Here is a 21257-nt window from a genome sequence, read left to right as displayed (position 1 = left end):
CCCCGCATCATGTCAAAGGTTGCGGACCGTCTATCGGCCTGACGCTTCTTTGGCAAAGACGAGTGCCGTCATACGCCATCCCTGTCCGACGCGGATCATGAGCGCGCGATCCGTCCATTCGGAGCCGTCCGGCGCACGAAAAGACCAGCGCGCCACGCCAATGTCGCCCCGCGCGTCGATCACCCGGCTGGTGACCGTGATTGCGTTGCCCGGCGATGCCTTACGGCGATCGACATACCGCGCTTGCCATTCGGCCAGAGTGGCTGCCACGAATTCACCATTTTCGACGGTCATGACGAGCGCGCGCGGATCAATGCTCTCGGCAAGCAGTGCCGAATCCCAGGAGCGATCCGCGGCCAGCTTCGTATCGACAACAGCGGACACCGCTGCCGCTGAGCGCGGGCTGGGCAAGGCGTTCGCCTGGCATAGCTTGCCGACGATCCGCCATCCGTCCTTCAAACGGGCAAGCAGCAAATAGTCCATGAAATGTTTGTCGCCGCGAACGGCAACCGCACGTGCCAGCGCCGTCGTTGCGCTGGCGTCGACCCATTCCAGGGTCGTTGAAACCGGGCCGAGCGGCGGACTGCTGGTCTGCATGCGTTGCTTCCATTGTGCCTGATATGTCGCGTGCAGATCAGACCCATCGGAACAGTACATGATCGCGCTTGGCTGGAAGGCAGTGGCGAGGAGAGCAGGGTCATTCCTGGCGATCGCGTCGCCATACGCCGCGACCGCACTTTGCGGCGTGGAATAGGAGACGGCCGCTGCGAGCATTGCGACGGTGAAAAAGGACATGCTTACCTCCGAGCACCATCGGTAGCAGCCTGCTCGTTGTTCGAGCATTCGTAAGAATACAGCTTATCATTCGTTAGAATGGAATGAAGTGCTAAATCTCCGCCGCGCGCGCCGCGCTCGCTAAGAGCGACCTGATTCTGGACTGGATCGTCTGCATCGAAACTCGCAATCGCTGGCAGCAGAGGCAGAGCGCGCGACAAACGGTTAAATATTCAGGCGCATCTGCCATAGTCACCGATCGGTCGCGACCTACAGTCCGAAGTCCGAAGTCCGAATGGCCCTCTCATGGTGGCTGCCGCCGCCACCTTCCGGATGTAGCAGCATGAGGGAGGGACATCCGCCCGATAAGGAGAGTGCTTTGACGCCGGCCAGCATAAATATTCTCGCCGCGTCCGTACTGCCCTCTGTGCAATAAACAGCCCGTCATCGCTGCGCATATGTCGATAACGAGCTGTTGCTGTAACCAACCCAAGGAAAGCAAGAATGAAGACTGGGATGTGCTTGTTCATTGCCGCGATGACGACATCATCTTTGGCGATCGCGCAGGAGCGCGTGACTCCTGGCAATCACTATCTACCGGCCGACCGGATACCTTGGGCCAGCGAAGCCGGTGCACCCGTCGAGCTGGGCGCACTGTGGGGCGACCGCAGCAAGGGGGAAGCCGGCACTTTACTGCGTACGCCGGCGGGCTTCCAATCCGGTCTTCACTCACACACTGCCGACTACCAGGCGGTTGTCGTGCAGGGCGTCTGGAAACATTGGGTGCCCTCCACCGGCGAAGGCATTGATGTCCGCCTCGAACGCGGTGCGCACTGGACACAAGTGAAAACGCAGCTGCACGAAGATGCCTGTATTTCGGCTGAGCCGTGCATCATCCTCCTGCTCAATAAGGAACCCTATAAAACCGAATATCCGCAGCAGAGGGAGAAATGAGAGCGGTTGCGCGCATCGCTATCGCGCCTCTCGGGACGCTCCTGCTCACCGCCTCGTCGCTCGCAACACAAGCTCCCCTCGAGACTGAGCCAAGCCGCAGCCGATCCGTCGCGGCCGACGAAATCCATTGGCAGCAACAAACCCCCAATCTTCCGATCATGATCGGCGAGCTTTGGGGTGACCGAAACGCAGACGGCGGCTTCGGCGAATTTGTACGCCTTCCACCCGGCTTCGCATCGAAGCTTCACGCCCATAGCGGTGATTTCCATGGCGTTCTGATCAAGGGTATCTGGGTGCATGAGGGGCCCAACGGCGAGCGCCGAAATGTTCGCCTCACCCCGGGATCCTATGTGCGTCAGGCCGGCGGGGAAATGCATGTCGATCGATGCGTAAGTGAAGAGCCCTGTATTCTCTTCCTGTATCAATATGCCCGCGCCGACATCATCTGGCCCGAGCAGCAACGCGCGGAGAAGGGACCGGCGAAGTGAAGATTGTCTTGCATGAGCGCGCCGCGGTCTGGCCCAATGCGCTCGAATGAGGTGCGAGGGGTCGCTTCACCGCCGAGGGAACGCATGACCGATCCGCTTCAATTTCAGCCTCAGCCCGACTCAGACCGTGCGGCGATATGTAGTCCTCCGTCAGACAATGATTTGTTGAGCGAAGTCCTGCGCGATTTGCGCCTCGCCCATGCCAGCTATGGGCGCACGGAATTGACCTCGCCATGGGGACTCGCAGTGCCGTTCAGAGAAGGCGTGCGTTTCCATGCGGTGCTGGAGGGTCATTGCTGGATAAAAGCGGAGCAGCTGCCACCCCTCCTGCTGGAAAAGGGCGATCTGCTGCTGCTTCCCCATGGCACCGAGCACATCATGTCCGACGATCCAAAACGGCGGCCAATGCCGCTCGCCGAGGCAAAACCGGCCTTGATCGGCAATGGCACATACGAGCTGAAATCCGGCGGCGGCGGCGCCCGATCGCTGATCGTTTGCTGCACCATCGGTTTCGAAGGGCCCACGGCAAACCCGCTACTGGACCTCCTCCCCTCGGTTATGCATGTCCGTCGCGCCGACCATGACGGCACCGACCTCTCAAGCCTGCTTGGGATGATGGCGCGCGAGGTCGAGAAAAGAAGGGTGGGCTCCGCAACGGTGATGGCTCGTCTGGCCGATATTGTCATGACCCAGGTGATCAGAACCTGGGTCGAGACGCGCGCCGACGAACTGACCGGCTGGCTTGCCGCCGTTCGTGATCCACAGATCGGCATGGGTTTGGCGACCATCCACCGTACCCCGGGAGAAAATTGGACAGTCGATCGCCTCGCGGCAATCGCGGGGCTATCGCGCTCGAGATTTTCGTATCGTTTCAGGGAGCTGTTGTCGGTATCTCCCGCGCGATACATTCTTCAATGGCGGCTGCGACTGGCAGCGTCATGGTTACGAAACGAGTATATGTCGCTCTCCCAGGTCGCGGAGCAACTGGGATACGAGTCCGACGCTTCGTTCAGCCGGGCGTTCAAGCGGTTCATGGGCGTGCCGCCGGGCGCTGCCCGGGCACGTGGAAGATCGTTGGAGAGGAACGTGTAAGACGCCCTTGGGCCCTCCGGCTCTTGGCAGTCAGTCCGCGCAGATCGGCAGATCGCCTTCAGGCAAAAGCGCCTGATCAGCCGTCGAGCCTCGAACGATCCATGCTCGCGGTTCGAGATGTGGGCAACTCGACTTGCCATTCCTCTTCCATATCACGGGCGTGTCGAACGTCCGCTATGGCGATCGGAAACTCGGCCGCGCTGTTCAGCGCAGCGACGATGCGGATCGTCCGCGCGTCCATTTCCATATTTTGCGACCCCTTGAGCTCACCCGCAAACATCGCGGGTTGGGCGTCGGAACGTTGGGATGGCGCTATCGATCCATCCGAAATGGACCGATTGCGCGTTAACCATCCATCCCGTGGCTTGCCTGCGACGGACCGAACGCCATCGCTTGCGTTACGGCACCCGAATCGCTAGATGCAGCGACCATCCGATAGCGAGGATTGGGCGGCACCGGTTCGGTTGGAACCGGGCAGCGGTCCTTTGCCTCGCTTTTGGGCATTATTTTGAAAGCGGCACTGAACGTGGCACGAACGACACCACTCGAATTCATCCGGCAGGTCCAGGCCGAGACCAAGAAGGTCGTCTGGCCCTCGCGGAAGGAGACGATCATGACCGGTGTGATGGTGATGATCATGACCACGATGCTGGCGGTCTTCTTCCTCGGCATCGATTCGGTGTTCGAGGCGATCGTGAAGTTCCTGCTGTCGCTGGCCAAGGGTTGAACGCATGTCGCGCTGGTACATCATTCACGCTTATTCCGGTTTCGAGGGCAAGGTCCGCGATTCGATCATGGCGGAGGCGACCCGTATGGGTCTCGAGCAGCTCGTCGAACAGATCGAAGTGCCGACCGAAACGGTGACCGAAGCCCGCCGCGGCAAGAAGATCGCGGTCGAACGCAAGTTCATGCCGGGCTATGTGCTCGCCAAGCTGAACATGAACGACGACGTCTATCACCTCGTCAAGAACACGCCGAAGGTGACCGGCTTCCTCGGCTCGATGGGCAAGCCCCAGCCCATCAGCGAAGCCGAAGCCGCGCGCATGCTCAATTCGAAGGAAGAGGCCGCTGCGGCGCCCAAGGCCAAGATGAAGGTCGATTACGAAATCGGCGATTCGGTCAAGGTGCTCGACGGCCCGTTCGCGAGCTTCAACGGCATCGTCGAGGAACTCGATTTCGACCGCAGCCGCGTCAAGGTATCGGTGTCGATCTTCGGTCGCGCCACCCCCGTCGAGCTCGAGTTCGAACAGGTCGAGCGCGCGAAGTAATCGCTGCTGCGACGACGACCGGTTTTCAGTTTCGGGCCGCGCGCCCCGGTGTTCCGTCAGGATCACGAAGCGCGCGAGTGAAGTGTACCCGCGGGAGGCCGTCAAAAGCCGTTTGAACCGCTAAACTTGAACCGGAAGGTTCGCAGTAAAAGTGGCTACCGCTTTTACGGTTCGCGAACCGACCCACTAAAGAGTGAGTGAGACATGGCAAAAAAGATTACCGGCTATATCAAGCTGCAGGTGCCGGCCGGCGCCGCAAACCCTTCACCACCGATCGGCCCAGCTTTGGGTCAGCGCGGCGTGAACATCATGGAATTCTGCAAGGCGTTCAACGCGTCGACGGGCGATCTCGAAAAGGGATCGCCGATCCCGACCGTGATCACCGTCTATGCCGATCGCAGCTTCTCGTTCGAGACGAAGACGCCACCGGCGAGCTTCCTGATCAAGAAGGCTGCGGGCCTCAAGTCGGGTTCGAAGGAGCCGGGCAAGGTTTCTGCGGGAAAGATCAAGCGTTCGGCACTGTCGGAAATCGCGCAGACCAAGATGAAGGATCTGAACGCGAACGATATCGAAGCGGCAACGCGCATCATCGAGGGCTCTGCCCGCGCGATGGGCCTCGAAGTGGTGGAGGGCTAAGATCATGGCAAAGCTGAGCAAGAAGGCGAAGACCCTCGCCACGACTGTCGATCGTGAAAAGCTTCACGGCATCGACGAGGCGATCGCGATTGCGCGCGCCAATGCAACCGCCAAGTTCGACGAAACGATCGAAGTCGCGCTGAACCTGGGTGTCGATCCGCGTCACGCCGACCAGATGGTCCGCGGCGTGGTGACGCTGCCCAAGGGCACCGGCAAGACCGTTCGCGTCGGCGTGTTCGCCAAGGGCGCCAAGGCCGATGAAGCTCGCGAAGCGGGTGCGGATGTCGTCGGTGCGGAAGACCTGATGGAAATCGTTCAGGGCGGCACGATCGATTTCGATCGCTGCATCGCGACCCCGGACATGATGGGTGTGGTCGGTCGCCTCGGCAAGATCCTCGGGCCGAAGGGCATGATGCCCAACCCGAAGCTCGGCACCGTGACGATGAACGTCGCCGAAGCGGTCAAGGCGGCCAAGGGCGGCCAGATCGAATATCGCGTCGAAAAGGCCGGCATCATCCATTCGGGTATCGGCAAGGCGTCGTTCCCAGCGGAAGACCTGCGCGCGAACTTCGACGCGCTGGTCGATGCGATCGTCAAGGCCAAGCCATCGGGCGCCAAGGGCAAGTATGTCCGCAAGATCGCCGTCAGCTCGTCGATGGGCCCGGGCGTCAAGGTCGATACGGCCGAGGTCGTCGCAGCCTAAATCGTCGACAGGATTGAATACGCGAAGGGCCGGAGGAAACTCCGGCCCTTTTGCTATTGAGCTCCAAATTCCCTGCAAGCCAGCCGTTCGCGCCGGATTTTTCGTGCCGTTCGCCCACCATACTTGACCCATACCCCGCACTCGCACAATCTGGCCCCGGGGGGCTTGAATGCGATCGAATGGTCGCTTCTTCGGCATCCGGAACTGCGAAACTGTCCAAGGGGGAATCAATGAAAGGGTCTGTATTTATTCTGCTCGGTGCGTCGATGACGCTTGCCGGATGCGCGTCCACGCAAAAGGTGCTCGATATGGCGCCAACCGAGGTCTTCCACAGCGAAACCAGCGCGAAAGAAGTCGCGTTTTGTTTGGCTAACAAGAATAATACAACGGCAATGGAGCGCGATGACGGATCGCGCGTGGTGTTGCTCAAAAATGGCTATGGCGGCGTTTCGCTGGCTTTCTCGATATATCCTGAAAATACCGGCAGCCGGATCGAATATCGCAAGGCATTCGGCACGGTCGGTGGCATCTGGAAACAATGCATCGGTCTGAAAGACCCAAAATAATCGCAGGTATCGTCTAATCAGGCGACCTAGCGTGGCGGGGGCCGGAGGAAACTTCGGCCCCTTTTGCTATCGCGCGATCATTCAGTCGATATCGGGTCGCGACGTTGCATCAGCCGCCAGTTTGCATTTCAGAACCAAGTCCCTGGCGCCCGATTTGTCACCGATCGGGGCCTCGATCAGCATCGCGGCATTGCCTTCGCTCCACCAGGTCAGGCTCCTGCCCTTGGTCATCCCCGTATCGCTCATATATTTCGATCCTGACGCCGCTTCGACACCGGGAAGCGCATATTCTTCCCCATTGATCAGCAGCGCGACGTCGTCATCGCCATAGGTGACGATCACACTGGCCCCATTGTCACAACTAAAGCGCTCCGATCCGGCTGCGCTATCGGCGTGCGACGCGCCCGCGGCATTTCCGGTCATGGCGGGAATGGCGGCCTGATTGCCCGCCAGAGGCACGGCGCTTCCGCTCCGATTGGCTTCGACCTGATTATTCTGATCGACTTGATCGTTCTGATCGCATCCGGCGAGCAGCAACAGTGCGCCAAGCGCGAACAACGGTACGGTACGCATCGTAGAAACCCCTTCGCGCGATTCGCTGCCCTCAAAGCGAGACCATGATCGTGAAACACCCATGACCGCGTGATGAGCGCGACGCGGGGCTTGGGCAAGCACGTCGCCGATCGATTGACTCCGGGGTCACGAATGACATTCTGTCATGGACAGGAAAGGGAGCATGTGAACGAACGGGTTGCCAGTGCGACGGCCATGCCGCGAACGGGTGTACCGACCCGCGCAAGTGCCCTGGTCTTTTCAGCCAAGGCGATGCTGCTACGCGGCGGCCGTCTGCTACGCGACATCGCGCTAGACTCGGCGCCAAGACGGCTGGCGCGATCGGTAATTTTGCGCGACGCGCCCGTTATCGCCTCAATCCGCTCGCCGCTCTGGGCGACTGCGGGCGGCGCGAAGGATCATGCGCTCAATGCCGGCAAAATCCAGAATCTTCGCGCGGCGCTGCGCGGCATCGATGGGATCGAAGTCGGGGCGGGTGAAATATTCAGTTTCTGGCGCCACGTCGGACGTCCCACTCGGCGACGCGGGTTCGTCGCGGGCCGCGAATTGCGTGAGGGCTGCATGATCGCCACCGTCGGCGGCGGCCTGTGTCAATTGTCCAATGCCCTGTACGAAGCCGGGCTGGATGCCGGGCTGGAGATCGTCGAGCGCCATGCCCATACTCGCATCGTCCCCGGATCGCGAGCCGCGGAGGGACGAGATGCAACGGTGTTCTGGAATTATCTCGACCTGCGGCTCCGCGCCGAACAGGCGTTTCGCATTGAGGCGCGGCTCACCGCCGACACGCTCGAACTCGATATCCGCAGTCATGCCGGGCCGACCCAAGCACCCGAGATAGACGCGTTCGCCGGATTTGCAGCGCATGATTGCCTGAGTTGCGGTCAGATCAGCTGCCATCGCCACAATCCGGACCGAGCGCGGACGGCGATGACACCGATCGCCTGGCTGGTCGACGCACCCTCCGCAGAATTCGCCGTGCTGTATCGAGATGAAGCCGGCCCCGACGACCTGTTGCTGCTCCCCACCCGGCGCTTTGGCGCGGGGGCACAGGGCTGGCCCCTGATCGGATGTGAACGCACCGCCGATCTGACTGCATTGCGGCGCTCCGCCGCGCTTCGCCTCCGCAACAGCACAACACCGATCGCCGCGCTGATGCTCGCGGCGGACGCTCGCATCGCGGCGGCCCATGCCCGCAACCTGTCGCCCGCCCACACGCACCTCGTCATCGCCCAGACACTGCTTCCACATCTTTGGCGGTCCGGCGTCCTGCAGGGCCGGCGCTTTGAAGTACTGCTCGACCGGCTGCCGATGCACGTCTTGCAGGCGATGCTTGACGCCGCCCATGCGCGTCATCCCGAAAGCCCCACGCTGGGCGATTTCCGCGCGCCCGAGCTGTTCGTTGCGGCGGAAACCGCCGCGCTCGCGGCGGCAGACCGCCTGATCACGCCGCATCGTGCGGTGGCCGAGCATTTTCCCGGTCGCGTCGATCTGCTCGATTGGGCGCCGGCCACCCCCCTTCCCGCCCGCCGGGGCGGGCGCGTTTTACTGTTCGCCGGGCCAGCAGTGGCGCGCAAAGGCGTCCATGCGACGCGCGATGCGATCACTGGCCTCGACATCGAGTTGCTGATCGAACGCGGCGCGGAGGAGGAGCCGGGCTTCTGGCGCGACCTCAATGTGCGCCGCCTCGGCGTCGCCGAAAAACCGCCACAACTGGCGGCCGTGGTGCTGCCGGCGCTGGTCGAGCACCATCCCCGCACTTTGCTTCGCGCATTGGCGGCGGAGGTGCCGGTGATAGCGACGGCAGCATGTGGCTTGCCGGTGCAACCAGGCCTGACGCTGGTCGAGCCGGACGATCCCGACCAACTGCGCGCCGCGTTGCTCGACGCGCTCTGACGGCTGGGGGCGATGTCCGCCCCCAGCCCTTTCCTGCCGTTAGAGCCCGACGATACCGCCATCGTCGCGCGTGATCACGATCGTCGCCGAACGCGGGCGCGATCCCGCGGGTGCGGCGCCCGACTGGCTGGCCGGCCAGTTGCTGCCCGGGCTTGCCGCGTTGCCGCTTTCGCCGGGATGCTGGATATTGACGAACAGCGACTTGCCGTCCGGCGTCGAGTGGATGCCGGTGATCTCGCACTGCTTGGGCCCGACCAGGAAACGCTTGAGATTGACGCCCGGCGCCTTGCCGATGCGTGTCGCCTGAGTCCCGCTCGCGCCGCCGATCGTGTTGGTCACGGTGCGCGTACCACCATCGTTCACGATGCCCGGGATCGCCGCCAGCAACATGCAGTTGGTCTGGTCGGTGAAGGCACCGTCATCGGTTTCGATCCACATGATTGGCGTCGATTGACCCGTAATGTTGCTCGGCAGGCCGAACCACAGGCCATCGGGCGACGAGAAGTCGTTGGTCGCATCCAGCCCCGAAAGGTTGATGTTGGTCGCATCCAGATCGCTGCCCGCACCGAAGCCATAGATATCCCAGGCGAAGCTGAGCGCTTCCGACGTGTCGCCGGTCTCGCGCAGCCGTACGATATGTCCATTGGCGTTGCCGTTGGTCTGCCCGCCGGTGGTCTTCGGATCGGTATAAGCGCGCGGGTTGGCAGCGTCGGTCGTGGCGACTGTCCGCGAGCTGTTGTTGGTCAGCGTGCAGTACATCTCCCCGGTTGCCGGGTTGACCGCGGTCCATTCCGGACGGTCCATCCGCGTCGCGCCGAGCGCGTCGCCAGCGAGACGCGCATTGGTCAGCACATCGGCCTGGCTGGCAAAGGCATAGGCCGGATTGCCGGCGGTCAGCGGCCCGGTGCCGAACACCAGCGGTAGCCACTGCCCCGAACCGTCGGCATTGAATTTGGCGACGTAAAGCGTGCCCGCGTCGAGATATTTGTCACCGATCGCAAGCCGGTCCGTCGCGGTGGCATCGGCCGCCGACCAGACGGCGGTCGAGACGAATTTGTAGATATATTCGTTTTGCGCATCGTCACCCATATAGAATGCGGGGCGAACGCCGGGGATCGTTCGGCCGATTTCACATCCTTCATGGTTCATCCGGCCAAGCGCGGTACGCTTGCGTGGCGTCGAGGCAGGATCATAGGGGTCGATTTCCACCACCCAGCCATATTGGAACGCCTCGTTACGGAAATCGCCGGTGCCGTCGACGGCCAGCGCGGCATTCGCGGTGATGTTCCAGCGCGAATAGATCGTGCTTGTCGCATCCGCCGGAACGACGGTCGCCCAGCCATAATTGCCGGCACGATTTTCGAGAATCCCGTAACGCGCGAGCGAAACATTGGCCTTGGCCGCCGCCCCGCCACGGGCCGCGACGTCACCGGTTTCGCGCTTGAAATAACCCGCCCAATTTTCTTCATTGGTCAGATAGGTACCCCACACCATCGTCCCGTTGGCGCAATTGTTGATCGTACCGCGCCCGCTGGTCCCGTCGGTGGAAAACAGCGTCTTGAGTACCGCATCGCCGCGCACCGGGCCGTTGAAGCGCATTTGCGTCAGCGGCGTGACGCGGCGGTTGAGCGACGAGGTCGCGTTATAGCTCCATGTTCCGCCCGAGCGGCTGATCTCGACCACCGACACGCCATGGCATTCCATTTCCTTCAGCGCCTCGGCTTCAGGGCGGATGCCGCCGGGCGAGGTCGGACCGGCTGTATGCAGATAGGCCTGGGTGATGTTTTCGTGATTCATCGCGAGCACGCCGCGCGTATTGCCGGCTGGATCGCGCGTGCTGCCCGATGCCGCCAGGCCGAAATAGCTCATGCCGTCATGATGATCGCCGGCCCGGCGCGAGAACATCGTGTCGCTGCCGTCGTTCGCATAAGCGCCCGCACCGGAAAGGATCGGATCGCCGAGACGATACAGCACGGTGACGCTGTGGCCCGCCGGCACCGCGACGATATCGGCGAGGCTCTTGGGCTGCGCCGTGAAGCCGAGCACGGCGGGGCTGACTGTGACGGTCGCGTCGCCGGTCGTCGCGACATTGCTCGCGTTGGTGGCGGTGAAGCGGAACACCAGCGGCGTCGCGGTCGCGACACTGGGCGCGACAAACGTCGCCGTGGGAGTGTTGGCGCCGGTCAGCGTAACGGGCGGGCCGCTCACCTGGGTCCACCCGCTGCTCAGCGCGCTCCCCGTGACGGTACCCGTCAGCGTCACCGTCTTGCCGGAGGTGGTCGCAATGCTGCCGCCGGTCGATACCGACACGGGGGGCGCCAGATCCGCTGCACTTGATCCGCATGCGGAGAGCATCGCACCACCGAATACCGCCACGGTTGCCGCCGAGATTCCGCCGAGCAGCGCCTGACGGCGTGAATAACGCGCGTCGACCAGCTCGTTCAGGTGCGGCGAGGCGTTGCTGAAGTTGGTGTCGATATCGCCATCGTCATAGGCCATGACGGAATTGCTCGGTGCGCTCATAATGTCCCCCTTTAATTCGCCGGCTTGGGCGTCGGGGGCAGCCTTGGTAGCGAAAACCAACAGCGTCGTGGCGGGACGGCGTCTTTACCAAGACTCTTTGATAACAATATTGCGACATCACCCTGAACGCGCGTCGGATTTGACTTTTCCGCGCATGCCGCTAACAGCGCCCCCTCTCCCGGCACGAGTCCGCTCGCGCCGGGGTACCGTCCGAGACAGTAGGTGCCGGCTTCCGGCTTAATCTCCTACCGAGACGGGGAATGGAATTTTTGCCGTGCGCCGGGTTCGCCCTGCGCCGGTTCGCCTGTCGCTTCTTAGGCGGCCGGTTCCCATGCCCCAATCGACGGACAACCCGGGTGCACGGGTTAGTCGTGCTCCCGGTCTTAACCGGTCCGCATGTTTGCGCATGTGGGTCAGATACGTGGAGAATGGCATGGATCGCGCTCAAAAGACCGAGCTCGTCGCCGAGCTGAACCGCACCTTTTCCGAGGTTGGCGTGGTGGTTGTCACCCGCAATCTCGGCCTCACCGTCGCGCAATCGACGCAGCTGAGGAACAAGATGCGCGACGCCGGCGCGACCTATAAGGTCTCGAAGAACAAGCTTGCCAAGATCGCACTCGATGGTACCGACTATCTCTCGTTGGGCGATATGCTCACCGGGCCGGTAGGCCTTGCCACCTCGATCGACCCGGTCGCAGCCGCCAAGGTGGCTGTCGATTTCGCGAAGACGAACGACAAGTTCGAAATCGTCGGTGGGGCGATGGGTGCGACTGCCCTCGACGTCGACGGCGTGAAGGCGCTCGCAACGCTGCCCTCGCTGGATGAACTGCGTGCCAAGATTGTCGGTCTCCTCGTTGCCCCGGCAACGAAGCTGGCGACGATCACGCAGGCTCCCGCGGCGCAGATCGCGCGCGTTCTTTCCGCCTACGCGGAGAAGGAAGCGGCCTGATCTTTCAGGCATTTTCGAGACTCAATTGTTGAACTGAACCGATGGGGCAGAGCCCCGAACTGGAGAATACACATGGCAGACCTGAACGCGCTGGTTGACCAGCTGAGTGCCCTGACCGTCCTCGAAGCAGCCGACCTGTCGAAGCTGCTCGAAGAGAAGTGGGGCGTTTCCGCCGCAGCAGCAGTTGCCGCACCGGCAGCCGGCGGCGGCGGTGCAGCAGCACCCGCAGTCGAAGAGAAGACCGAATTCGACGTCATCCTCACCGGCGACGGTGGCAAGAAGATCAACGTCATCAAGGAAGTCCGCGCGATCACGCAGCTCGGCCTGACCGAAGCCAAGACGCTGGTCGAGTCGGCTCCCAAGGCCGTCAAGGAAGGCGTGTCGAAGGACGAAGCCGAGAAGATCAAGAAGCAGCTTGAAGAAGCCGGCGCGACCGTCGAAATCAAGTAAGCCGCAGCGGGAAAGACGATTTAGCGTCGCTAAATCGCACTCCCGCAAGGCCGGCCGGCGGCCCTATTGGGCCGACCGACGGACATGGGCTTTGCCCATGCCGGCCAGCGAAAAGAAAGGGCGGCTCCGAAAGGGGTCGCCCTTTTCTATTGGGGTTCCGAAAACATCGAAACCCAGTCTCGCGATCCGTGGACAATGCGTACAACCTCCACTGCATCGGAGCCGGCGACATAGAAGATCAAATATCCACGGACGGTCAGTTTGCGGAGCGAGATATCGCCGAACCGCCGAACTTCCGGAAAGCGTCGCGGGCGGCTTGCCAGGGAAAGGCAGTGATCGCGCAACATATCAACAAAGCTGAGTGCGCGGTGTGGATTGTCCTCGGCGATCCAGTCACCGATCGCTTCGAGATCGGTCTCGGCGACATCGGCAAATGTGACGATCACGCTGCCGACTTGGCAGCCATCGCCTCGTATTTGCGCCGCAACCGATCGAATACTTCGTCAGCTGGCTTGGTCCGCCCTGCTGCGATGTCATCAATACCTCTTTGTATCTCCGCCTCGAACCGCGCCAGCTTCGCCTCGCGCTCCTGTACCAATCGGATACCCTCGCGCAGCACTTCGCTGCGTGAACCATAGCGCCCGGCCTTCACTAACTTATCCACCACACCGTCGAGTTGATCACCCAGATTTACGCTGCCGGCCATAAGGCACCTCCGGCGACCAGACTATGCTCGCGGATAACTATTATCAACCCGACTCAGGCTCAACGCTCGATCGTCAGATTATGCGGCCGCTGGCCCACGCCCTCATGCATGCGCGGGCCGGTGTCGAGCCGAAACGGTGCCATCTTGGCATCCGGGCCACGATCGATTCCGATGACGAACGCCGTGGCGGTCTGGCCGCTGCCGCCATGCGCTTCGCCCGGCGCCCAATGATAGAGCGCGTTGATCGCCATGACCGGGACGTAAAAGGCCTTGCCCTGCACGGTCAGCACGCTGATCGCTTCGTTAGGCAACATCGCCATGCCGCCAAGCGACACATTCGCACCTGGCTCCAGGTCGAATGGCGCGACCGGTGGCTTGTCGATCGGTGCCGCGAACAACCCCTCCAGGATCGCGTCCTGATCCGCACTCGCGCTGAGCAATCGGATATCGAGCCGGATACCCCGCGCCGCCGCCTCGCCGGTATTGCGGACGTCAATGTCGTACTCGACCGCGGCGCTGGTCAGGTTGGTGCCCGCCCGGATCGGGCGCAGTGCGAGTTCGATCCGCGCGCGAGGCTCGATTGCCACCGGTTCCGGTTCCGCAGCGGGGGTAGGAACTGGCGCGGGAGTTGGCCTGAGAAAGGCCGGCGGCGGCACCGCGGCTTCGGGCGGCACTGTGCTGTCGAGCGGCTTTTCTGCTTCGGGCGACGGGGCGGCCGGACGGCCGAGCGCCGCCTCCGGCTCGCGCCTGGGGTCGGGCGTGAACTCCGGACGTGGCTCCGGTCGAGGATCGGGCGCGGCGGTCGGTGGAAAGGCATGCGCCAGTTCGCCATTATCGACCCGCGCATCCATCTCGATCTCCTGCGCCTCGGGCTCGCTATGGCGGCGACGCAGGAACGTCGCGGCAAACCATCCAAACCCTGCGAGCAGGAGCAATCCGACCCCGCCGAGAATGAACCAACGCACATTGCTGCGCGGCGGTTCGGCATAAGCCGATGGTACCGGCGCCGGCGTCGAAGTCTCCCCTGGCGAAGGGGAATCTTGCGGCAACGGCGCCGCCGCAACCGGCGGCACGGAGGTCGGCGTGACCTGCGGTGGCGATGGCGCAACCGGCGTTGGCACGATCCGCGGCGTCGGCGTCGCACTGGGAAGCGTGGCACGCGGAGCCGCGGCGCGGGGCGGCGTGGCGGCAGGGCGAGCAGCCGGCGATGTGGCCTGAGTCGCACGCGGCGTCGGCGTCGCGGTGGGGCGTGGCGTCGGAACCGTTCGAATGACCGGTGGCGGCGCGGCACGAGGTGCCTGAGTCGCGCTTGGTGTCGGCGTTGCCTGGGGCAGCGTCAGCGGCGACCGGTCGCCGGGCAGGCGGAACCCCTCGAGCCCCGGAATAAGCGTCGGCGCCGGTCTGGGCGTCTGGCTGTTCTGGGCCTGGGCTGACCCGGCTATCAGGATCAGCGGCAGTGCAATGATGTGCGTCTGTCGCGCGAAAAATATCTTCATGGTCCCCACGGGCGCGCCTTAACCGAGTAATTCTGAATGCCATACGACCGGCGCGCCGATCACGGCAAGACGAGAGACAAAGGCGATGAGTGCCGCCAGGCACGTCAACGCAGCGCTGCCGACGCGGCAGGGCCTGCCCTTCCCTAAGGAAAGACAGGCCCGCCGTGACGAACGGTCTGACTTTTAAGCGTGTTCGGGAACGCCGTGCAGGCGCGCCTCGATATTGTCGCTCATCTGCGGCCGATGGATCGCGATCGGGCGCATCTCCTCATCCTCGCCGCTCATCCCAATCGTGAACGAGGCGCTGGTGCGGCCCTCGGTGCCGTCGGCGAGGCGGTAACGCGCATCGGCAACGATGACCGGAACAAAGGTCCGCGCGTCTTCACCGCCGAGATTCTCCTTGGGCAGCGAAAGTGTCGCATCGACCCGCGTTCCTTCGCCCGGCTCGATCGTGATGGGCGAAACCTCGCCCTCCCCGTTCCGCTCGAGCAGCAGGCGATCCATCTCGTTCTCGCTCGCACCTTCGCTCGCGAACATGAAGGTCGAGATGCGCACGTCATGCGCCGCGACCGATCCGGAATTGCCGACCGTCAACTCGATCTCGACCAGCGCGTCGTCGGCGTTGCTGCCGGCGCGAACCGGGCGCATCGCGAATTCAAGCCATGGGCGATTGGCCGGCGCATCGCCTGCGATCAGCGCCGCGACATCCTCCGCTTCGGGTTCGACCAGTTCGGCTTCGACCGCGACGGACTCCACCACGTCATCGGCCGTGACAGCGGCGACGATCGGCGCTGCGGCAAGCGGTGCGGCGCGCAGAAATTGCGGCTCCGGCGACATCACCGGCTCGGCGCGGACCGGCTCAACATATGCCGGCTCGACCGATGCAACCGGTTCGACATACTCCTCTTCATAATAAACCTCTTCCGCCGCACGACGACGACGCCACATCAACCCGCCAAGCACGGCAAGTATCGCGACGATACCGGCAAGCACCCACGGCCAGATCGGCGCGGCCTCGGTTGTCGTCGTGGCAGCAGTGTCCGCGACGGGAGCCGCAGCTTCAGGCGCCGGGGCCGGCGTAACCGCAACCGGTGCTTCGGAGACCGGAGCGGGTTCAGGCGTCGTAACCGGTGCCGCCGCGACGGGTGCCGGGTGGGCGACGGGCGCTTGGGCGACTGACGCAGGGGCCGCAGCACGACGTGGTGTCGGCGCAGCGGTAGTGGTGCGCGTCTGGCGAACGCTGCGCGTGGTCCGGCGCGCGACCGGTGCCGCCTCGGCCTCTTCCGGCGCGGCGGCGACAGGCTCGGGAGCCGCCGGCGTGGCGACTGGTGGTGGCGTCGGCGCGGACGGCGTGGCGGTGATTGTCGGCACCACCGGCGGCGGCGTCACGGCCGGGGCCGGCGCCGTCTGCACCTCCTGCGCAACGGCGGGCGCCGCCAGCAGCATCAGGGTTGGAACAAGCGCGACGAACGCGCGGCGATGGGTTTGGGCGTGGATTTTCATAACGGGGACTCAATGAAGGGAACCCGGGATTCGACCCCGATCAAGCTCATAATTGCGCTGAGCCGTTCGGATTCATCGGCTGGACGATGAATCGGTACCGAAACGGCTTTGCAAACGATCGACATTCATCGCTTGTTTGATCGATCGCTGGTGCCTCAACCTGCCGATGACGGGAAAAGCGCGGTACCAACAAAGATGGGTGGACAACCCACCCGCGTTGACAGAATCCAACACGGTTCCTATATGGCCAACTTCACCACAGACCTCGGGAAATGATGTGCCGTCGCGCAGCGCATCGATCGTATTGGGCTCTATGGTTCTTGAGACGCTTGAAGCTGCTGTTTTCCGATAAGGATGACATGCGGCTTTTTTGCGTCTCTACGCGTGCCCCCCGGTGGATGCCGGGCGCGACATTCTTAGCTGTAAGGCAAAAAAATCCATGGCGACCAAGGCAATCGAGGGCGGCACCGCAAAGCGCCGCATCCGCAAGGTGTTCGGCAACATCCACGAAGTGGTGCAGATGCCGAACCTGATCGAGGTTCAGCGCGAATCCTACGAACAGTTCCTGCGGTCTGATCCCTCGATCGGCTATGTCTCGGGCCTCGAAAAGACGCTGCGCTCGGTCTTCCCGATCCGCGATTTCGCCGGCACCGCCGAACTCGACTTCGTCAATTACGAACTCGAGCCGCCCAAGTTCGACACCGACGAATGCCGTCAGCGCGGCATCACCTATGCGGCGCCGATGCGCGTTACACTTCGCCTGATCGTGTTCGAGGTCGATGCCGACACGGATTCGCGCTCGGTCCTCGATATCAAGGAGCAGGACGTCTACATGGGCGACATGCCCCTGATGACGGGCAACGGCACCTTCATCATCAACGGCACGGAACGCGTGATCGTCAGCCAGATGCACCGCTCGCCGGGCGTCCTGTTCGACCATGACCGTGGCAAGACCCACGCATCGGGCAAGTATCTCTTCGCTGCGCGCGTCATTCCGTATCGCGGTTCGTGGCTCGACTTCGAGTTCGACGCGAAGGACATCGTCAACGTCCGTATCGACCGTAAGCGCAAGCTGCCGGTCACGGCGCTCCTGTACGCGCTCGGCCTGACCGGCGAGGAAATCCTCAATTACTTCTACAACCGCGTCACCTTCGTGCGCGGCCAGGGCGGCTGGATCATTCCGTTCCAGGCGGAGAATTGGCGCGGCCAGAAGCCGATGTTCGACATCATCGATGCGAAGACCGGCGAAGTCGTGTTCCCCTCGGGCCAGAAGATCTCCCCGCGCGCTGCCAACAAGGCGGCCAAGGACGGCCTCACCGACCTGCTCATCCCGACCGAGGAAATCTTCGGCCGCTACAGCGCCTATGACCTGATCAACGAGTCGACCGGCCAGATCTATATCGAAGCCGGCGACGAAGTGTCGGCCGAGAATCTCGAACTGCTCGACAAGGCTGGCATCGATCGCATCGAGCTGCTCGACATCGACCATGTCGCGACCGGGCCGTGGATTCGCAACACGCTCAAGGCCGACAAGGCCGAAGAGCGCGAGCAGGCTCTGTCCGACATCTATCGCGTGATGCGCCCCGGCGAGCCGCCGACGCTCGAAACCGCAGAGTCGCTGTTCAGCGGCCTGTTCTTCGATCCCGACCGCTACGACCTGTCGGCCGTCGGCCGCGTCAAGCTCAACATGCGCCTCGACCTCGACGCCGAGGATACGGTCACCACTTTGCGCACCGAGGATATCCTCGCTGTCGTCAAGACGCTGGTCGACCTGAAGGACGGCAAGGGCGACATCGACGACATCGACAACCTCGGCAACCGCCGCGTGCGTTCGGTCGGCGAGTTGCTCGAGAACCAGTATCGCGTCGGCCTGCTCCGCATGGAGCGCGCCGTGAAGGAGCGCATGAGCTCGGTCGACGTGTCGACCGTGATGCCCAACGACCTGATCAACGCCAAGCCGGCGGTCGCCGCGGTGCGTGAATTCTTCGGCTCGTCGCAGCTGTCGCAGTTCATGGATCAGACCAACCCGCTGTCGGAAGTTACCCACAAGCGCCGCGTGTCGGCACTTGGGCCGGGTGGTCTGACGCGTGAGCGCGCCGGCTTCGAAGTCCGCGACGTTCACCCGACCCATTATGGCCGTATCTGCCCGATCGAAACGCCGGAAGGCCCGAACATCGGTCTGATCAACAGCCTCGCCTCGTTCAGCCGCGTCAACAAATACGGCTTCATCGAGACGCCGTACCGCAAGGTGGTCGACCATAAGGTCACCGACGACGTGGTTTATCTGTCTGCGATGGAAGAAGCCAAGCACACGATCGCGCAGGCCAACGCCGAGCTCGACGCGTCGAAGGGCTTTGTCGAGGAACTGGTGTCGTCGCGTCAGTCGGGTGAATTCCTGATGGCGATCCCCGACAACATCACGCTGATGGACGTTAGCCCCAAGCAGCTCGTCTCGGTCGCCGCATCGCTTATTCCGTTCCTGGAAAACGATGACGCCAACCGCGCGCTGATGGGCTCGAACATGCAGCGTCAGGCTGTGCCGCTCGTCCAGGCCGAGGCGCCGTTCGTCGGCACGGGCATGGAAGAGACCGTGGCACGCGATTCTGGCGCGGCGATCTCCGCCAAGCGTGCAGGCATCGTCGATCAGGTCGACGCGGCCCGTATCGTGATCCGCGCAACCGGCGATGTCGAAGCCGGTCAGTCGGGCGTCGATATCTACACGCTGATGAAGTTCCAGCGCTCGAACCAGAACACCTGCATCAACCAGCGTCCGCTGGTGAAGGTCGGTGAAGTGGTCAATGTCGGCGAAGTGATCGCCGACGGCCCCTCGACCGAGTTCGGTGAGCTCGCGCTGGGCCGCAACAGCCTCGTCGCGTTCATGCCGTGGAACGGCTACAATTATGAGGATTCGATCCTCATCTCCGAACGCATCGTGAAGGACGACGTCTTCACCTCGATTCATATCGAGGAATTCGAAGTCATGGCGCGCGACACCAAGCTCGGGCCGGAGGACATCACGCGCGATATCCCGAACGTCGGCGAGGAAGCACTTCGCAACCTCGACGAAGCGGGCATCGTCTATATCGGCGCCGAAGTGGAGCCGGGCGACATCCTGGCCGGCAAGATCACCCCCAAGGGTGAATCGCCGATGACGCCGGAGGAAAAGCTGCTCCGCGCCATCTTCGGTGAAAAGGCGTCGGACGTGCGCGATACCTCGCTGCGCTTGCCGCCGGGCGTTGCCGGCACCGTCGTCGAGGTCCGGGTGTTCAACCGCCACGGCATCGACAAGGATGAGCGCGCGATGGCGATCGAGCGCGAAGAAATCGAGCGCCTGAAGAAGGACTCGGACGACGAACGCAGCATCCTCAACCGCGCGACCTGGTCGCGCCTGCGGGAAATGCTGCTCGGCCAGACCGCGACTGCCGCGCCGAAGGGCGTCAAGAAGGGTGTGGTCGTCGACCAGGACCTGCTCGACAGCGTCGATCGCCACGAATGGTGGAAGTTCGCCGTTGCCGATGACAAGACCCAGAGCGATCTGGAAGCGGTCAAGGTGCAGTACGACGATGCGGCAAAGCTGATCCAGGACAAGTTCCTCGATCGTCGCGAGAAGCTGGAGCGCGGTGACGAGCTGCCCCCTGGCGTGCTCAAGATGGTCAAGGTGTTCGTCGCGGTGAAGCGCAAGCTGCAGCCGGGCGACAAGATGGCCGGCCGGCACGGCAACAAGGGCGTGATCAGCCGCATCCTGCCAGCGGAGGACATGCCGTTCCTCGCCGACGGGACGCCGGTCGATATCGTGCTCAACCCGCTCGGCGTGCCGTCGCGCATGAACGTCGGTCAGATCTTCGAGACGCATCTCGGCTGGGCCGCGCGCGGCCTCGGTCAGCAGATCACCAAGGCACTTGAGGATTGGCGCGAAGCCAACCCCGACGCCAAGCCGGGTGCAATGCCCGAAGTGGTCCGTGATCGTCTGAAGACCGTGTATGGCGAGCAGTATCATGCCGAGATCGACGCCCGCTCGGGTGACGAGATCATCGAACTGGCGCAGAACCTTAAGGGCGGCGTGCCGATGGCGACGCCGGTGTTCGACGGTGCCCGCGAAGCCGATGTTTCGGCGATGCTGGCGCTGGCGGGTCTCGATACGTCGGGGCAGAGCGATCTGTTCGACGGACGTACCGGCGACAAGTTCGACCGCAAGGTCACCGTCGGCTACATCTATATGCTGAAGCTTCACCATCTCGTGGACGACAAGATCCACGCCCGGTCGATCGGCCCCTACTCGCTCGTCACGCAGCAGCCGCTGGGTGGTAAGGCGCAGTTCGGTGGTCAGCGCTTCGGCGAGATGGAGGTCTGGGCACTCCAGGCTTACGGCGCCGCCTATACCTTGCAGGAAATGCTCACGGTGAAGTCCGACGACGTGGTCGGCCGCACCAAGGTCTATGAAGCGATCGTCAAGGGCGACGACACGTTCGAGGCCGGCATTCCCGAGAGCTTCAACGTGCTCGTCAAGGAAATGCGCTCGCTGGGTCTGAACGTCGAGCTGAAGAGCATCGAGCAGTTCGACTCCGACGGCGTCGCGATCGCGGCGGAGTGACCTCTTACTCCCTCTCCCGGCGGGAGAGGGAGGGAGGCGCGAAGCGCCGGAAGGGTGAGGGTGAGCTTAGGCTCGGGCCATCACCCTCACCT

20 protein-coding genes are annotated in these 21257 nt (G+C 63.0%); 12 read left to right on the top strand and 8 right to left on the bottom strand.

Annotation, left to right across the window (positions count from 1 at the left end; all coding sequences use genetic code 11):
• Positions 1-30 precede the first annotated feature (30 nt).
• Positions 31-795 (bottom strand): nuclear transport factor 2 family protein, encoded by a 765-nt coding sequence (locus G4G27_RS02995; RefSeq protein ID WP_183111953.1) that lies wholly within the window; start codon positions 793-795, stop codon positions 31-33.
• A gap of 483 nt (positions 796-1278) precedes the next feature.
• On the opposite strand from G4G27_RS02995, the gene G4G27_RS02990 reads away from it, so the two are divergent.
• The 3 genes from G4G27_RS02990 to G4G27_RS02980 all read left to right on the top strand — a co-directional run bounded on the left by G4G27_RS02990 (position 1279) and on the right by G4G27_RS02980 (position 3308).
• Positions 1279-1728 carry a DUF4437 domain-containing protein gene (locus G4G27_RS02990; RefSeq protein WP_183111952.1) on the top strand — a complete coding sequence of 150 codons (450 nt, stop codon included), beginning with the start codon at positions 1279-1281 and terminating at the stop codon, positions 1726-1728.
• A complete protein-coding gene (locus G4G27_RS02985; protein WP_183111950.1) occupies positions 1725-2216 on the top strand; it encodes a DUF4437 domain-containing protein in 492 nt (163 codons plus the stop codon). The genes G4G27_RS02990 and G4G27_RS02985 overlap by 4 nt, the downstream gene beginning before the upstream one ends.
• Positions 2217-2300: 84 nt before the next feature.
• The gene (locus G4G27_RS02980) at positions 2301-3308 is read left to right on the top strand and encodes an AraC family transcriptional regulator (RefSeq protein ID WP_183111948.1); all 1008 of its coding nucleotides are present in this window, start codon (positions 2301-2303) and stop codon (positions 3306-3308) included.
• A gap of 76 nt (positions 3309-3384) precedes the next feature.
• On the opposite strand, the gene G4G27_RS02975 is transcribed toward G4G27_RS02980, so the two are convergent.
• On the bottom strand, positions 3385-3555 hold the full coding sequence (locus G4G27_RS02975) for a hypothetical protein (RefSeq protein WP_183111946.1): 171 nt from the start codon (positions 3553-3555) through the stop codon (positions 3385-3387).
• 279 nt (positions 3556-3834) lie between these two features.
• Between G4G27_RS02975 and secE the strand changes: the two genes are divergently transcribed.
• From secE to G4G27_RS02950, 5 genes are all read left to right on the top strand, one after another.
• The gene (gene secE / locus G4G27_RS02970) at positions 3835-4035 is read left to right on the top strand and encodes a preprotein translocase subunit SecE (RefSeq protein WP_183113576.1); all 201 of its coding nucleotides are present in this window, start codon (positions 3835-3837) and stop codon (positions 4033-4035) included.
• A gap of 4 nt (positions 4036-4039) precedes the next feature.
• Positions 4040-4576: a transcription termination/antitermination protein NusG gene (nusG, locus tag G4G27_RS02965; RefSeq protein WP_034156737.1), complete on the top strand. Its 537-nt coding sequence runs from the start codon at positions 4040-4042 to the stop codon at positions 4574-4576.
• A gap of 204 nt (positions 4577-4780) precedes the next feature.
• The gene (gene rplK, locus G4G27_RS02960) at positions 4781-5212 is read left to right on the top strand and encodes a 50S ribosomal protein L11 (protein ID WP_183111944.1); all 432 of its coding nucleotides are present in this window, start codon (positions 4781-4783) and stop codon (positions 5210-5212) included.
• A gap of 4 nt (positions 5213-5216) precedes the next feature.
• Positions 5217-5915, top strand: coding sequence for a 50S ribosomal protein L1 (rplA, locus tag G4G27_RS02955; RefSeq protein WP_183111943.1), 699 nt, complete (start codon positions 5217-5219; stop codon positions 5913-5915).
• A 230-nt stretch (positions 5916-6145) separates the two neighbouring features.
• Positions 6146-6481: a hypothetical protein gene (locus G4G27_RS02950; RefSeq protein WP_244624525.1), complete on the top strand. Its 336-nt coding sequence runs from the start codon at positions 6146-6148 to the stop codon at positions 6479-6481.
• Positions 6482-6562: 81 nt separating this feature from the next.
• Here the strand turns inward: G4G27_RS02950 and G4G27_RS02945 are convergent, their stop codons facing one another.
• On the bottom strand, positions 6563-7054 hold the full coding sequence (locus tag G4G27_RS02945; protein ID WP_183111941.1) for an MliC family protein: 492 nt from the start codon (positions 7052-7054) through the stop codon (positions 6563-6565).
• Between the two features lie 165 nt (positions 7055-7219).
• On the opposite strand from G4G27_RS02945, the gene G4G27_RS02940 reads away from it, so the two are divergent.
• A complete protein-coding gene (locus tag G4G27_RS02940) occupies positions 7220-8947 on the top strand; it encodes a VanW family protein (RefSeq protein WP_183111939.1) in 1728 nt (575 codons plus the stop codon).
• 39 nt (positions 8948-8986) lie between these two features.
• Here the strand turns inward: G4G27_RS02940 and G4G27_RS02935 are convergent, their stop codons facing one another.
• Positions 8987-11470: a PhoX family phosphatase gene (locus G4G27_RS02935; RefSeq protein WP_183111937.1), complete on the bottom strand. Its 2484-nt coding sequence runs from the start codon at positions 11468-11470 to the stop codon at positions 8987-8989.
• A gap of 433 nt (positions 11471-11903) precedes the next feature.
• Here G4G27_RS02935 and rplJ point away from each other — a divergent pair, with 433 nt between their 5' ends.
• Both rplJ and rplL read left to right on the top strand, forming a co-directional pair.
• Complete coding sequence (rplJ, locus tag G4G27_RS02930; protein ID WP_183111935.1) at positions 11904-12419, top strand: 50S ribosomal protein L10; 516 nt, start codon at positions 11904-11906, stop codon at positions 12417-12419.
• 72 nt (positions 12420-12491) lie between these two features.
• Complete coding sequence (gene rplL / locus G4G27_RS02925; RefSeq protein ID WP_183111933.1) at positions 12492-12869, top strand: 50S ribosomal protein L7/L12; 378 nt, start codon at positions 12492-12494, stop codon at positions 12867-12869.
• 146 nt (positions 12870-13015) lie between these two features.
• On the opposite strand, the gene G4G27_RS02920 is transcribed toward rplL, so the two are convergent.
• The 4 genes from G4G27_RS02920 to G4G27_RS02905 all read right to left on the bottom strand — a co-directional run bounded on the left by G4G27_RS02920 (position 13016) and on the right by G4G27_RS02905 (position 16574).
• A complete protein-coding gene (locus G4G27_RS02920; RefSeq protein ID WP_183111931.1) occupies positions 13016-13315 on the bottom strand; it encodes a type II toxin-antitoxin system RelE/ParE family toxin in 300 nt (99 codons plus the stop codon).
• A complete protein-coding gene (locus G4G27_RS02915; RefSeq protein ID WP_183111929.1) occupies positions 13312-13575 on the bottom strand; it encodes a type II toxin-antitoxin system ParD family antitoxin in 264 nt (87 codons plus the stop codon). The genes G4G27_RS02920 and G4G27_RS02915 overlap by 4 nt, the downstream gene beginning before the upstream one ends.
• Before the next feature lie 59 nt (positions 13576-13634).
• Positions 13635-15071 carry a hypothetical protein gene (locus G4G27_RS24105; RefSeq protein ID WP_244624524.1) on the bottom strand — a complete coding sequence of 479 codons (1437 nt, stop codon included), beginning with the start codon at positions 15069-15071 and terminating at the stop codon, positions 13635-13637.
• 183 nt (positions 15072-15254) lie between these two features.
• Entirely contained in the window at positions 15255-16574 is a 1320-nt protein-coding gene (locus G4G27_RS02905) for a hypothetical protein (protein ID WP_183111927.1), read from the bottom strand.
• Positions 16575-17013: 439 nt separating this feature from the next.
• Here G4G27_RS02905 and rpoB point away from each other — a divergent pair, with 439 nt between their 5' ends.
• Entirely contained in the window at positions 17014-21165 is a 4152-nt protein-coding gene (rpoB, locus tag G4G27_RS02900) for a DNA-directed RNA polymerase subunit beta (RefSeq protein ID WP_183111925.1), read from the top strand.
• Positions 21166-21257: the final 92 nt, after the last annotated feature.

This window comes from Sphingomonas sp. So64.6b (assembly GCF_014171475.1).
GTDB lineage: Bacteria > Pseudomonadota > Alphaproteobacteria > Sphingomonadales > Sphingomonadaceae > Sphingomonas > Sphingomonas alpina_A.
This window is presented reverse-complemented; position numbering and strand designations above follow the sequence as displayed.

Excerpts from the sequence above, each read along its gene's own strand:
- G4G27_RS02995 (WP_183111953.1), bottom strand. The coding sequence starts at position 795 with ATGTCCTTTTTCACCGTCGCAATGCTCGCAGCGGCCGTCTCCTATTCC.
- G4G27_RS02990 (WP_183111952.1), top strand. The coding sequence starts at position 1,279 with ATGAAGACTGGGATGTGCTTGTTCATTGCCGCGATGACGACATCATCT.
- G4G27_RS02985 (WP_183111950.1), top strand. The coding sequence starts at position 1,725 with ATGAGAGCGGTTGCGCGCATCGCTATCGCGCCTCTCGGGACGCTCCTG.
- G4G27_RS02980 (WP_183111948.1), top strand. The coding sequence starts at position 2,301 with ATGACCGATCCGCTTCAATTTCAGCCTCAGCCCGACTCAGACCGTGCG.
- G4G27_RS02975 (WP_183111946.1), bottom strand. The coding sequence starts at position 3,555 with ATGGAAATGGACGCGCGGACGATCCGCATCGTCGCTGCGCTGAACAGC.
- nusG (WP_034156737.1), top strand. The coding sequence starts at position 4,040 with ATGTCGCGCTGGTACATCATTCACGCTTATTCCGGTTTCGAGGGCAAG.
- rplK (WP_183111944.1), top strand. The coding sequence starts at position 4,781 with ATGGCAAAAAAGATTACCGGCTATATCAAGCTGCAGGTGCCGGCCGGC.
- rplA (WP_183111943.1), top strand. The coding sequence starts at position 5,217 with ATGGCAAAGCTGAGCAAGAAGGCGAAGACCCTCGCCACGACTGTCGAT.
- G4G27_RS02950 (WP_244624525.1), top strand. The coding sequence starts at position 6,146 with ATGAAAGGGTCTGTATTTATTCTGCTCGGTGCGTCGATGACGCTTGCC.
- G4G27_RS02945 (WP_183111941.1), bottom strand. The coding sequence starts at position 7,054 with ATGCGTACCGTACCGTTGTTCGCGCTTGGCGCACTGTTGCTGCTCGCC.
- G4G27_RS02935 (WP_183111937.1), bottom strand. The coding sequence starts at position 11,470 with ATGAGCGCACCGAGCAATTCCGTCATGGCCTATGACGATGGCGATATC.
- rplJ (WP_183111935.1), top strand. The coding sequence starts at position 11,904 with ATGGATCGCGCTCAAAAGACCGAGCTCGTCGCCGAGCTGAACCGCACC.
- rplL (WP_183111933.1), top strand. The coding sequence starts at position 12,492 with ATGGCAGACCTGAACGCGCTGGTTGACCAGCTGAGTGCCCTGACCGTC.
- G4G27_RS02915 (WP_183111929.1), bottom strand. The coding sequence starts at position 13,575 with ATGGCCGGCAGCGTAAATCTGGGTGATCAACTCGACGGTGTGGTGGAT.
- G4G27_RS24105 (WP_244624524.1), bottom strand. The coding sequence starts at position 15,071 with ATGAAGATATTTTTCGCGCGACAGACGCACATCATTGCACTGCCGCTG.
- G4G27_RS02905 (WP_183111927.1), bottom strand. The coding sequence starts at position 16,574 with ATGAAAATCCACGCCCAAACCCATCGCCGCGCGTTCGTCGCGCTTGTT.
- rpoB (WP_183111925.1), top strand. The coding sequence starts at position 17,014 with ATGGCGACCAAGGCAATCGAGGGCGGCACCGCAAAGCGCCGCATCCGC.